The organism is Sphingomonas sp. Xoc002 (assembly GCF_050408055.1).
GTDB lineage: Bacteria > Pseudomonadota > Alphaproteobacteria > Sphingomonadales > Sphingomonadaceae > Sphingomonas > Sphingomonas yabuuchiae.
Genome location: NZ_CP191175.1, coordinates 3,508,393 through 3,521,422, shown reverse-complemented (window position 1 = coordinate 3,521,422; position 13,030 = coordinate 3,508,393). Strand labels below are relative to the sequence as shown.

The window sequence follows — 13,030 nt, the reverse complement described above, 5'->3', positions numbered from 1 at the left end:
GCACGGGCGATAACTTCGGCATGATAATCATTAGCAATTGCATTGACAGTGCGAATGTTTCGCAATAGCCGGTCCCCTTGAAGGGGAAACATTCATGTCGCATTCGTTCATCGCATTGTCATGCGTGGGCTTTCTGGCCACCGCGCCGCATGTCGCCGCCGCAGAGACCGGCCCCAGGGCCGACAGCGCACCGCCGCCCGCCGCTACGGCCAAGTCCCAGGATTCGACCGGCGCGCGTGACGTGATCGTCACCGGCCAGCGCGGCACCGGGGCTGCGGCCCTGGAGAGCCCGAAGGCCACCGCCGCGCTGCTCGACACGCCGCAGACGATCACCGTGGTCAGCGAACAGACCATCCGTAAGCAAAATCTCCAGACGCTGCGCGACGTGCTCCAGACGCTGCCGGGGATCACCTTCGGCGCGGGCGAGGGCGGCGGCGGTTATGGCGACTCGATCAACCTGCGCGGCTATTCGGCCAGCAACGACATCACCATCGACGGGGTGCGCGACAGTGCGCAGTATAGCCGCACCGACCCGTTCAACCTGCAACAGGTCGAGGTCTATAACGGCGCGAACAGCGTCTTCAACGGATCGGGCTCGGTCGGGGGCACGATCAACCTCGTCTCCAAGGTACCCACGCCCGAGACGCTGACCATCATGCAGGGCTCGGTCGGCACCGACAATTATTATCGCGGCGCCATCGACAGCAATGTCCGCGTGTCGGATCTGGTCGCGGTGCGCCTGAACGGCGCGTACCACCATAACGACGTACCCGGCCGCGATGTCGAGAAGATGCAGCGCTGGGGCATCGCGCCCTCGGTCACGATCGGCATCGGCGGGCCGACCAGCCTGACGCTCGCCTATGTCCATCAGGAGGATCGCAACACGCCGGTCTACGGCATTCCCTGGTTCGACAACGGCCTGGTCGACGGCTTCGTGCCGGGGGCCAAGCGCTCCAGCTATTTCGGGATCGCCAATCTCGACCGGCAGGACAGCATTGTCGACCGCTTCACCGCGACCTTCCGCCACCAGATCGACGAGCATTGGAGCGTGCGTAACCTGACCCGCTGGCAGCAGGTGACGCAGGATAGCGTCACCTCCGCACCGCAGGGGACCTTCTGTCTCGCCGCGACCAACCGCCAGCCGGTGACGACGACGCCGGGCGCCACCATCGGTGCGGCATGCCCCGCCAATGTTCCGGCGGGCTTCTACCTGCCGTCCGGTCCGCGCGGACTGGTGCGCGATCAGCAGAACCAGATGCTGACCAACCAGATCGACCTGCGCCACGAAGTGGGCGCGAAGGGCGGTTTTCACAATGTCCTGAACATCGGCATGTCGGGCATGATAGAGAGTTACCGGATCACCCAAGGCTCGCTGCTGCGCAATGCGGACGGCAGCGCGGTGTCGCCGCTGCCGCTGATCAACATCGCCAACCCGAACACCGACTATACCGGCCCGGTCAACTTCACGACGACGGCCCAGTCGCGCAGCGAGACGCGCAACCTGGCGGTCTATGCGTTCGATACGCTGGCGCTGAACCGCTTTTTCGAACTGAACGGCGGCGTACGCTGGGAGTATCAGGAGGCGAGCTTCCGCGCGCTGCCGCTGACCATCGTGCCGCCGGGTACGACTGCGCTGACCGCGCTTCAGGCCGCGCCGCAGGTCAGCCGTGAGAAGCTGTTCTCCTGGCGGGCGGGCGCGGTGTTCCACCCGGTCGAGAATGTCAGCGTCTATGCGGGCTATGGCAATGCCAAGACGCCGTCCTCGACGACCGTCCGGCTGGGCTGCGGCGTGCCGTCGACCGCGACCGCCGCGAACCCCTGCGCCGTGGCACCGGAAACCGCGAAGAACTACGAGGCGGGGGTGAAGGCCGGCCTGTTCGGCCGTCGCCTGGAGCTGACCGCCGCGATCTTCCGCAACGAGCGGACCAATTACCGCGTGCCCTCCAACGATCCCGCGCTGCCGGTGGGCTTGCAGGTGCTGGACGGGCGCAGCCGGGTGGACGGAATCGCGCTGGGTGCGTCGGGATCGATCACCCCGGCCTGGACGATCTTCGCCAACTATACCTATCTCGACGGCAAGGTGCTGCAAAGCATCTCCAACCGCGACAAGGCGGCGGGCGTGCTCGATCCGCAGGCGGGCAGCCAGCTTATCCAGACGCCCGAGCATTCGGGTAGCCTGTTCACCACCTACAAGCTGCCCTTCGGCCTGGAGGTCGGTTACGGCCTGACCTATCAGGGATCGTTCGCGACCAACGTCCCCGTCGCGGGCAACCGGGTGCAGTTCCATGTGGATGATTATCTGATCCACCGCGCCTTCCTGGCCTATACCATCGCCCAGCGCTGGACGATGCAGCTCAACGTCCAGAACTTCACCGACGAGAAATATGTCACGGGCGTGCGCAACAACATCAACGCGACGACCGGCAACATCACCGGCGGCTGGGCAGTCCCCGGCGACCGGCGTCAGGCGACGCTGAGCCTGTTCTACAACTTCTGATCGGACTAGCCTTCGCCGATGCTGATCGTCCTTCCCGATATCCTCGATCCCGCCGGGGTCGCCCAGGTCCGCCGCGTCATCGACGGCGGGCCTTGGGCGGACGGCAACGCCACCTCCGGCCCGCAGGCGGCGCTCGCCAAGCGCAACGAGCAGCTGCCGGAGGATTCGGGGGCGGCGGTCGAGGCGGGGCGGATGGTTCTCGATGCGCTGGGGCGGTCGCCGCTGTTCGTGGCGGCCGCCCTGCCGCTCAAGGTCTATCCGCCGCTGTTCAACCGCTATGCGGGCGGACAGGCGTTCGACGTGCATGTCGACAATGCGGTGCGGCTGAAGCGGGGCAGCGACTTCCGGATGCGCTCCGACCTGTCGCTGACCCTCTTCCTCGAGGACCCGGACGCCTATGACGGCGGCGAGCTGGTGGTCGAGGATCTGTACGGCGAACAGCGGGTGAAGCTGTCCGCCGGAAGCGCGGTCCTCTACCCCGCCTCCAGCCTCCACCGGGTCGAGCCCGTCACGAAGGGCACGCGCGTCGCCTCGTTCCTGTGGATACAATCCATGGTCCGCGACGATGGCGAGCGGCGCATCCTGTTCGACCTGGACCGCGCGGTGCAGCGGGTCGGCGCGGACAAGGGGCAGGGGGATCGCTCGGTCGTCGAGCTGACCGGCATCTACCACAATCTGCTGCGCCGCTGGGCCGACGCATGACCGCCGCCGCGACCCTTCCCAAGCCCAGGAAGCGCAAATGGCGAAGCTGGTGGTTGAAGCAGTTCCATACCTGGCACTGGATCAGCGCGGCGGTGTCGCTGGTCGGCATGATGATGTTCGCGATCACCGGGCTGACGTTGAATCACGCCGCCAGCATCTCGGCCAGCCCGAAGACGGTTCAGAAGAGCGGGCTGCTCGCCCCCGGCCTGCGGCCGTTGCTGGCCAATCCGGCGGCGACCGACGCACCGCTGCCGCCCCGCGTGGCGGAAGCGGTCGAGCGGGCGGTCGATTTGAACCCCGCCGGACGGCCGGGGGAATGGTCGGACGGCGAGGTCTATGTCGCCATGCCCCGCCCCGGCGGCGATGCCTGGGTCAGCATCGACCGGGCAAGCGGTGCCATCACCTCGGAGCGGACCGATCGCGGTTGGGTCTCCTACCTCAACGACTTGCACAAGGGGCGCAATGCCGGGACCGCCTGGTTCTGGTTCATCGACGTCTTCGCGGTCGCCTGCATTGTTTTCACCCTGACCGGGCTGCTGCTGCTCCAGATGCACGCGCGGCACCGGCCCTCGACCTGGCCGCTGGTGGCGGCGGGGTTCCTGATCCCGGCGGCGATCGCCGTCTTTGTCCTGCACTGATGGAGAATATCACGATGCGATCGACCGCTATCCTGGCGCTGGGCGCGGTGGCACTGCCGGGGGCGGCGAGCGCCGCGACGGTGAACGTCACCATTCCGCGCCTCAACGTCGCCGAATATCACAAGCCCTATGTCGCGGTCTGGCTGGAGCCCGCCACTGGTGGTCCGGCGCGCACGCTCGCCATCTGGTACGACGTCAAGAAGACGGGCGGCGAGCCGGGCACCAAATGGCTGTCCGACCTGCGCGCCTGGTGGCGAAAAGGCGGGCGGAGCATGGCGATGCCCGCCAGCGGCATCAGCGGCGCGACCCGCGCGCCCGGCACCCATGCCATCCCGCTGCCCGCCGACCTGAAGCCCGGCCAGTATGTCCTGAACGTCGAGGCCGCACGCGAGACCGGCGGGCGCGAACTGGTGCAGGTGCCGCTGACCATACCCAATCCGAACGCGCGGGCGAGCGGCAGCCATGAACTGGGCGCCGTGACCGTCTCGGCACGCTGACACAGGGGAGGATCATCATGAAGAACCATCGCATCAAGCTGCTCGCCGCCGCCGCGCTGCTGGCGATCCCCGGCCTCGCCTCGGCGCATCGCATGTGGCTGTTGCCCTCGGGCACGATCTTTTCGGGGACCGATAGCTGGGTGACGGTCGACAGTGCCGTCTCCAACGACCTGTTCTATGCCGACCACCAGCCCGGCCGGATCGAATGGGTGAAGGTGTGGCAGCCCGACGGCACACCCGGGCGGATTCAGAACGGCTCGACCGGGCGCTATCGCTCGGTCTTCGACGTGCAGCTCGACAAGCCCGGCACCTGGAAGATCGGCAGCGCCATGTCGGGCATCATGGGGAGCTTCAAGGTCGACGGCGTCGAGAAGCGCGTCGGCGGTCGCGGCGGTCCGCCGGGGCCGAACGGCCTGCGCCAGCCGCCGCTGACCGTCGCCGACATTCCCGCCAATGCGACCGACGTGACGCTGACCGAGACGAGCGCGCGCAACGAGATTTTCGTGACCGCAGGCGAACCGACCCGCACCGTCCTGAAACCCGAGGGCAAGGGGCTGGAGCTCGATCCCGTCACTCATCCGGACGAACTGGTCGCGGGCGAGACCGCGAAGTTCCGCTTCCTGGTCGACGGCAAGCCCGCGCCGAACCTGAAGGTCACGATCGTCCCCGGCGGCAAGCGCTACCGCGATGCCGAGGGTGCCAGGGAGGTGACCACCGACGCGCAAGGCGTGCTGTCCTACGCCTGGCCGGCGGCGGGCATGTACTGGCTGAACGCGACGTTGATCGACGACAAGCCGACCGCCCCGCGCGCGACGCAGCGGCGGATGAGCTACACCACCACCCTTGAAGTCATGACGCCGTAACCATGCGCATCGTCCTGCCGCCCCGGATCGACCCGAACGCCGTGGCGAACGGCGATCCGGCGGCCATCGTCACGCTGGGCGGCGAGACGATGGGGACGATGTGGCGGGTGCTCTATGCCACGTGCGACGTACCCGGCGCGCAGGGCGTCGGCGCGACCGTCCAGGCGCGGCTCGATGATCTGGTCGCGCAGATGAGTCACTGGGCACCGGATTTCGTGCTTTCGCGATTCAACCGTTCGGCACCGGATAGCTGGTGCAGGCTGCCGCCCGATTTCGCGGCGGTCATCGACACGGGGTTGCGCGTCGCGGCGCTGAGCGGCGGGGCCTTCGATCCGGCGATCGGCCATCTGGTCGATCTCTGGGGCCATGGGCCGAAGGGACCGCAACCCGAGCCCGATGCGGCGGCGATCGAGCAGGCCCGGTCCAACAGCGGCTGGCGGCGTCTCCGCTGGAATGCCGAAGGGGCGATGCTGTGGCAGCCGGGCGGCGTCGCGCTCGACCTGTCGGGCATCGCCAAGGGCTATGCCGCCGATGCGGTCGCCGACATGCTGGCGGGGCTGGGCTTCCGCCATTGTCTGGTCGAGGTGGGCGGCGAACTGGTCGGGCGCGGCATGCGGCCCGATGGCGATCCCTGGTGGGTCGATCTCGAAACCCCGCCGGGCGTCGATCTGCCGCCGATGCGCGTGGCGCTGCATAAGATGGCGGTGGCGGGCAGCGGGACCTATCGCAAGGGCGAACACGGCCTGGACCCGCGTTCCGGGTACCCGCCGACCAACGGCGTGATCGCGGTCCATGTCATCGCCGAAACCGCGATGCTGGCCGATGCGCTGGCGACCGCCGTCGCGGTGCTGTTCCCCGACCTGTCGGCGCTGGCGCCGATGCAGGTCGCCGCCCGTATCCTGGTTCGTCGGGGTGACGGGGTGGAAGAGGTTCTGACCGAGCCTCTTCGGGCGCTGATCGCCTAACCTTCCTCCCCCTGCAAGGGGAGGAACAGGATCAGTTCAGAACCGCCCCTTGAGCGTCACGCGAACGTTGCGCGGCGCGCCCGGCATCGTCCACACATCGGCATAGCTGCTGGCGATGTAATAGGTGTCGAACAGGTTCTCGAGGTCGAGCCGCACGTCGAAGCGCGGGTTGACCGCCCAGCTCGCATCCAGCCGCGCGACGGTATAGGCGGGCAGGCGATAGCCGCTGGCGAACGGATCGCCGTTGCGCGCACCCACATGCGTCATGCCGCCGCCCAGCGTCACCGTGCCCAGCCGCTGATGCAGATCGAGTGCCGCCAGATGCTTGGGCACGTTGGACAGCATCGTGCCGATCAGCGCGGCATTCTTGTCGTTGCGCACCGTTGCGTCGGTATAGGTATAGGTCGCGGTGCCGGTCAGCCCGCCAGCCAAATGCAGGTCGGCGACCGTCTCGACGCCCCGCGACCGCTGGCGACCGATCTGCGTCTTGACGAAGACGTCGATGGCATTGGGGTTCAGCACGTTGCGCTTGGTCATGGTGAACAGCGCGGTCTGGCCGGTCAGCGCGCCGCCGAAGAGGCTGTATTTCGCGCCGACCTCGGTTGAGCTGCTGCGCTCGGCATCGAAGCTGCTGACCCCGTCCGAGGGGTTGAGCCGCAGCGACTGGCCCCAGCTGGTAAACAGCGAGAATTGCGGGCTCGCCGCCCAGGTCAGCGCGGCGCGCGGGGTGATGCCGCGATCGACCGTGTCGAGGACCAGATTGCCGCGCCCATAATTGGTCATCGTCTCACGGAAATTGTTCCAGCGCGCACCGATCAGCGCGGTGAAGTCGCCGAAGCGGATCAGGTCCTGCGCATAGACGCTTTCGCTGCGGAAGGCGTGGTGACGATCCTGAAACGCCGTGGGTACCGGCAGCGGCTGGCCGTAGACGGGGTTGAAGGCGTCGATGGTCAGGATCGGCGCGCCCGGCCGCCCGCGCGCCTGGTCCATGCGGAAGTCCAGGCCATGGCGCACCCGGTCCACCCCGACGCGGATGTCGTGCGACAGGCTCAGCCAGTCGACCTTGGCGGTCAGTTCCGCCCGCGCCGTCAGGTCCTGCCAGCGAAAGTCGTGGAAACGCCGCGACCGGCCGATCGTCCGGCCATCGGCCTGCACCCCGCGCGCGCCGAAATCGACCTGGGTCGCATAGCCGGTCAGGAAGCCGTCGCGGCTCGACAGTCCGGCCTCCAGCGAGATGCGGTCGCTCAACGCGGCGAAGACGCTCCCCTGCTGCCACAGCATCCGCTGGGTCATGCGGCCATCGGCGGGCTCGCCCAGGAACGTGTCGCGGTCCATCGCACGCGCGTTACCCCTGATCGCCGCCACGCCGCGGTCGATCGGCGCGCGGTTGCGCATGAACTCGCCTTGGTAGAGGAAGCGCAGATCCTGGCTCGGCGTGAAGGACAAGGACGGCGCGACCAGCAGCCGGTCGGTGTGGACGGTATCGCGAAAGCTGTCGCCTTCCTCCGCCACGCCGATCAGCCGCGCGGACAGGGTGCTCGTTACCGGGCCGCTGATATCGCCGGTCGCCCGCACCCGGTTCCAGCTGCCATAGCTGAGCGAGGCCTCGCCTTGGCGGGTGGGCGTCGGCGCCTTGGTGACGATGTTCAGCGACCCGCCCGGCTCGCCCAGTCCCGACAGCGCGGCGGCGGCGCCCTTCAGGAATTCGAAGCGTTCGACCGTGGCGACATCGACCGGCGCGTTGAAGCCCAGATTGCTGCTGAAGCGGTTGATGAGGATGTCGGGGCCGCTATTCTCGTTCCCCGCAAAGCCGCGAATGGCATATTTGTCCCACAGCCCGCCAAAGTCGTTCTGCCGCGACACGCCGCCCGCCAGGTCGATCGTATCGTCCAGCCGCGTCGCGCCGGTCCGGTCGATGATTGCGCGATCGATGACGCGCAGGGACTGGGGATAGCGGTTGGGCGCGGTGTCGGTGCCGGTGATGCTGGCATTGGCGTCACGCAAGGCGGTGACGACGATATCCTGCTGCGCGTCGCTGCCGCCATCGACCGGGGCGGCCGGCGTCTGCGCCACCGCACCCTGGCTGATCGCCGCTCCGGCGAGCAGAATCGCGCGCCAGATCACCTTCGACATATACGGCCCCCCAATCGATTTCGGCGCGGCCAATATCGATAATGCTAATAACTCTCAATCGGAAATTGGACCTGTTTTGGTTTTGGCGGCGTGATGACGAAGCGTGTCACGCGCATGTCATGTGATGCAGCCATGACCCGCAGGCGGCGTTGCGCCATGGTGTAAGTCTATGAGGAATAATCGAAATGATGGTGGTGCGGCGGACGATTCGGGCTGTGGCGCTGGCGGCGGCGGGGCTGCTGGCGGCGACGGGGGCGATGGCCGAACCGATCCCCGAACCGATCCCAGAACCGATCAGGGTCATGACCTTTAACGTACGCTATGCCTCGGACGAGGGTGCGACGCGCTGGGCAGTGCGGCGGCCGGTGATGGTCGAACTGATCCGCCGCGCCGCGCCCGATGTGATCGGGACGCAGGAACTGCTTCAGCGGCAGGGCGACGACCTGACCCATGCGCTGCCCGGCTATCGCTGGTTCGGGCGTGACCGGCGGGGCGGGCATGACAATGAGCATATGGGCATAATCTATCGTCCCGACCGGCTGACCCTGGTCGAACATGGCGATTTCTGGCTGTCCGAGACGCCGGACGTCGTCGGCAGCCAGAGCTGGGGCACCGACCTGCCGCGCATGGCGAATTGGGCGGTGTTCGAGACCAAGGGGAAGAAGCCGCATCGCTTCCTGTTCCTCGACACGCATCTGGCCCACCGCGACGAGGATGCCGAAGCGCGCGACAAGGCGGCGGCGCTGATCCTGGCGCGCTTGCCCGCGCTGGCGAAGGACCTGCCGGTGGTGGTGGCGGGCGACATGAACGCGCGGCCCGACACGGCGGCCTATCGCCGCTTCGCGGCGACGCTGACCGACGCCTGGCCCGCCGCCGCACGGCGCGAGGGGCCGGAGATGACCTTTCACGACTTCACCGGCACGCCCGACCGGCGGATCGACTATTTGTTTGTACGCGGTTTCCGCCCGCAGGCGATCGCGACCGATAGCTATCACCGGGGCACGACCTATCCCTCGGACCATTTCCCGGTCGCGGCGACGCTGACGTTTAAGGATGAGACGCGCTGACCAAATCTGTTCCTCCCCTTCCAGGGGAGGGAACGGGCACCGCGTTTCCCGATAGCGTTATCATTTGCCCGCTCCTATGATCGCGAAACGAGCCTTGGCGGCACGGAATGGTGGTTTCGCCGGGCATAGGAGAGGGATGACATGCGGATGGGGCATTCATGGTCCGGCGCCGGGCGGCGTGTGGGTTTGGCGTTGCTGCTGGGCACGGCGGCGGCTTGGCCCGTCATGGCGGAGGCGCGACCGCGCATCCTGACCCCGATGAGCGCCCATGCCGTCCTGCAGCGCGACCGCCCGATCATCGTCGAGGGCGCGGCCGATGCGGGCGAGGGCGTCACCGTGACGCTGGGCGGTGCCAGCGCTACCGCGACCGCCGATGCCAAGGGCCATTGGCGCGCGACCCTGCCCGCCATGGCGGCGACCGCCACCTCGCTGACGCTGACCGCGACCGGCAAGGACGGCGCTGTCGATACCATGGACGACCTGCTGGTCGGCGATGTCTGGCTGTGTTCGGGCCAGTCCAACATGGAATATCCGACCAAGCAGGCGCTGAATGGCGAGGGGCTGGTCAAGGGCGCGGCCAATGACCATATCCGCCTGCTCGATATCGCGCATCATGTCGGCCTGTCCGCCGACGAGCCGCTGGAGAAGCGCCCGGTCTGGGCGGCCGTCTCGCCCGCCAGCGTCGCCGACTTTTCGGCCGCCTGCTATCTGATGGTCAAGGATCTGGCAGCCAAGGCGAATGTGCCGATGGGCGCCATCGATTCGAGCTGGGGTGGGACCAAGATCCTGCCCTGGATCGACGCGACCGACGCGCGCAAGCTGCCCGGCCTGTCCGCCGATGCCGACCTGCTGGCGCTCTATGCCCGCGACCATGCGGCGGGCTTGCGCGCGTTCGGCGATCGCTGGGGCGACTGGTGGCGCAAGGCGAGCGGGACGAAACGCGGGCAGGAGCCGTGGAACGCCCCCGACCGGCTGAACTGGACCCCGGTGCCCAAATTCGGCCCGTGGGAGGAATGGGGCGTGCCCGAACTGGCCGACTATAACGGGCTGGTGTGGTTCCGGCAGGGTTTCGACTTGGCCCAAGCCCCGACCGGCGACGGCGTAATCGAGCTGGCCGGGATCGACGAGCTCGACACCGTGTGGGTCAATGGCATGGTCGTCGGCGCGACCTTCGGCTGGGGCGACTGGCGGCGTTACACCGTGCCGCGCTCGGCCCTGAAGAAGGGCCGCAACGAGATCGTTATCGGGCTGGGCGACACCTATGGTCCGGGCGGCATGTTCGGCCCCGGTGACAAGATCCAGTTTACCCCCGCAGGCGGCCAGCCGATCCCGCTCGGCACCGGCTGGCGCTATTCGGTCTACAAGGCGAACGACCAGAGTTATCCACGAAGCCCCTGGGAGAGCCATGCGGGGCTGGGAACGCTCTATAACGGCATGATCGCGCCTTTGGGGCCGATCGGGTTGAAGGGCGTCGCCTGGTATCAGGGCGAGTCCGATGTCGGCCGCGCCGATTATGGCGACCGGCTGGCCGCGTTGATGACCGGCTGGCGACGGCAGTTCCAGAGCCCCGAACTGCCGTTCCTGATCGTCCAGCTCGCCAATTTCGGTGCGCCGCCGGTGAAGATCGAGAACAGCGCCTGGGCGGCCCTGCGCGAGACGCAGCGTCTGGCGGTGCTGCGTGATGCGCATGCGGCGCTCGCGACGACGATCGACATCGGCGTGCGCAACGACATCCACCCGGCGGACAAGAACGAACTCGCCAAGCGGCTGGTCTTTGCGCAAGGCCACCTGGAGGCGGGCGACCGCGCCAATGCGTCCGGACCGATGATCGCCTCGGCCACCCGCGCGGGGGGCGAGGTCGTGCTGCACTTCGACGGGGTGCAGGGCGCGCTTCATGCGTGGAGTGCCGCCGCACCGATCGGGTTCGAGCTGTGCGATGCGAGCGCTTGTCGGTATGCGAATGCAAGCGTGAACGGGGCGGAGGCTCGGCTGGCCGATGCGCGGCCAGGCGATGTCCGCGTGCGCTATGCCTGGGCCGATGCGCCGGTCGTCAACCTTTACGACGAAGCCCCGCATCCGGTGGTGCCGTTCGAGGCGGTGATCACGGGGAATTGATCTGTAACACCCTCACCCTTCCCACCCGCTTGCAGCGGGCGGGCCCCTTCCCTCTCCCGGTGGGAGAGGGAGGGAGGCGCGAAGCGCCGGAAGGGTGAGGGTGATTGAGGTGGACGAGGAAAAACCCCACCACTCGACGCGTTCGACCGACCAACGCCCCCAAAAGGCGCTTGAAATAAAATGTCATCCGGTTGAAAGATAGCAACGACCCGACATGAATCGGGCGAAGCGTTGAGGAGAGAGCATGGCCGTGCCGCCAGAAGGCATTTCGCGCGCCAACCTGGCCCCGTTGCAGCTGCATGTCCCTGAGCCGAAATTCCGGCCGGGCGATGCGGTCGACTTCGCCAGTGTCGAGGTTCCGCCCGCCGGTGCCCAGCGCCGCCCGGACACCGCCGCGCCCGCCGACAGCTTCCACGAACTCGCCTATACGCTGGTCCGCGTGCTCGATGACGAGGGCCGCGCCGTCGGTCCCTGGGACCCCCGGCTCTCGCCCGATCGCCTCCGCCGCATGCTACGCCACATGGTGCTGCTCCGCGCCTTCGACGAGCGCATGTTTCGTGCCCAGCGTCAGGGCAAGACCAGCTTCTACATGAAGGCGCTGGGCGAGGAGGCGGTCGCCGTCGCCGCCGCCCATGCGCTGGATTATGAGGATATGTGCTTCCCCTCCTATCGCCAGCAGGGGCTGTTGATCGCGCGCGACTGGCCGCTGGTCGACATGATGAACCAGATCTATTCCAACAGCGCGGACCGGCTGGGCGGCAAGCAGCTGCCCATCATGTATTCGGCGAAGGAAGCCGGGTTCTTCTCGATCTCGGGCAATCTGACGACGCAGTACCCACAGGCGGTGGGCTGGGCGATGGCCTCGGCCGCCAAGGGCGACACCCGTATCGCCGCCGTGTGGTGCGGTGAAGGCTCGACGGCGGAGGGCGACTTCCACTCGGCCTGCACCTTCGCCGCCGTCTACCGGGCGCCGGTGGTCATGAACGTCGTCAACAACCAGTGGGCGATCTCCAGCTTTTCGGGCTTCGCGGGCGCGGAGGCGACGACCTTCGCCGCGCGTGCGATCGGCTATGGCATTGCGGGCCTTCGGGTCGACGGCAACGACGCGCTGGCGGTCTATGCCGCCACCCAATGGGCCGCCGAGCGCGCACGGACCAATCAGGGCGCGACGCTGATCGAGCATTTCACCTATCGCACCGAGGGGCACTCGACCTCGGACGATCCGACGCAATATCGCTCGGCGGGGGAGCCGACCGCCTGGCCGCTGGGCGATCCGATCCGGCGGTTGAAGGATCACCTGATCGGCCTGGGCGAATGGGACGAGGAACGCCACGCCGCGCAGGACCGCGAAGTCGCCGAGGAGGTCCGCGCCGCGCAAAAGGCGGCCGAGGCGAACGGTATCCTGGGTCACGGCCTGCACCAGCCGCTCGACAGCCTGTTCGACGGTGTGTTCGAGGAGATGCCTTGGCACTTACGCGAGCAGCGCCAGCAGATGCTCGACGAGGAAGAAGCGAGCGGACGGCCATGGGCGCGGAAATGAATTTCCCCTCTCC

Annotated in this window: 10 protein-coding genes; 9 read left to right on the top strand and 1 reads right to left on the bottom strand. The window is 67.6% G+C overall.

Features of this window, described 5'->3' with window-relative positions:
• The first annotated feature begins 94 nt into the window (after positions 1-94).
• Genes ACQR50_RS16145 through ACQR50_RS16120 form a run of 6 tightly spaced genes read left to right on the top strand, consistent with a single transcriptional unit; the run spans position 95 to position 6,162 of the window.
• Positions 95-2,497, top strand: coding sequence for a TonB-dependent receptor (locus tag ACQR50_RS16145; protein ID WP_428969082.1), 2,403 nt, complete (start codon positions 95-97; stop codon positions 2,495-2,497).
• Between the two features lie 18 nt (positions 2,498-2,515).
• The gene (locus tag ACQR50_RS16140) at positions 2,516-3,199 is read left to right on the top strand and encodes a Fe2+-dependent dioxygenase (protein WP_428969081.1); all 684 of its coding nucleotides are present in this window, start codon (positions 2,516-2,518) and stop codon (positions 3,197-3,199) included.
• Positions 3,196-3,837 carry a PepSY-associated TM helix domain-containing protein gene (locus ACQR50_RS16135; protein WP_428969080.1) on the top strand — a complete coding sequence of 214 codons (642 nt, stop codon included), beginning with the start codon at positions 3,196-3,198 and terminating at the stop codon, positions 3,835-3,837. Before ACQR50_RS16140 ends, ACQR50_RS16135 begins: the two co-directional genes overlap by 4 nt.
• 14 nt (positions 3,838-3,851) lie before the next feature.
• Complete coding sequence (locus tag ACQR50_RS16130) at positions 3,852-4,334, top strand: DUF2271 domain-containing protein (RefSeq protein ID WP_428969079.1); 483 nt, start codon at positions 3,852-3,854, stop codon at positions 4,332-4,334.
• 17 nt (positions 4,335-4,351) lie between these two features.
• Positions 4,352-5,197 carry a DUF4198 domain-containing protein gene (locus tag ACQR50_RS16125; protein ID WP_428969078.1) on the top strand — a complete coding sequence of 282 codons (846 nt, stop codon included), beginning with the start codon at positions 4,352-4,354 and terminating at the stop codon, positions 5,195-5,197.
• Between the two features lie 2 nt (positions 5,198-5,199).
• Positions 5,200-6,162 carry an FAD:protein FMN transferase gene (locus tag ACQR50_RS16120; protein ID WP_428969077.1) on the top strand — a complete coding sequence of 321 codons (963 nt, stop codon included), beginning with the start codon at positions 5,200-5,202 and terminating at the stop codon, positions 6,160-6,162.
• A 36-nt stretch (positions 6,163-6,198) separates the two neighbouring features.
• Here ACQR50_RS16120 and ACQR50_RS16115 read toward each other — a convergent pair whose 3' ends face one another.
• Complete coding sequence (locus ACQR50_RS16115; protein WP_428969076.1) at positions 6,199-8,295, bottom strand: TonB-dependent siderophore receptor; 2,097 nt, start codon at positions 8,293-8,295, stop codon at positions 6,199-6,201.
• Positions 8,296-8,480: 185 nt separating this feature from the next.
• On the opposite strand from ACQR50_RS16115, the gene ACQR50_RS16110 reads away from it, so the two are divergent.
• From ACQR50_RS16110 to ACQR50_RS16100, 3 genes are all read left to right on the top strand, one after another.
• Positions 8,481-9,362: an endonuclease/exonuclease/phosphatase family protein gene (locus ACQR50_RS16110; RefSeq protein WP_428969075.1), complete on the top strand. Its 882-nt coding sequence runs from the start codon at positions 8,481-8,483 to the stop codon at positions 9,360-9,362.
• A 141-nt stretch (positions 9,363-9,503) separates the two neighbouring features.
• Complete coding sequence (locus ACQR50_RS16105; protein ID WP_428969074.1) at positions 9,504-11,477, top strand: sialate O-acetylesterase; 1,974 nt, start codon at positions 9,504-9,506, stop codon at positions 11,475-11,477.
• 244 nt (positions 11,478-11,721) lie between these two features.
• Entirely contained in the window at positions 11,722-13,017 is a 1,296-nt protein-coding gene (locus tag ACQR50_RS16100; protein ID WP_056431780.1) for a 3-methyl-2-oxobutanoate dehydrogenase (2-methylpropanoyl-transferring) subunit alpha, read from the top strand.
• Positions 13,018-13,030 lie beyond the last annotated feature (13 nt).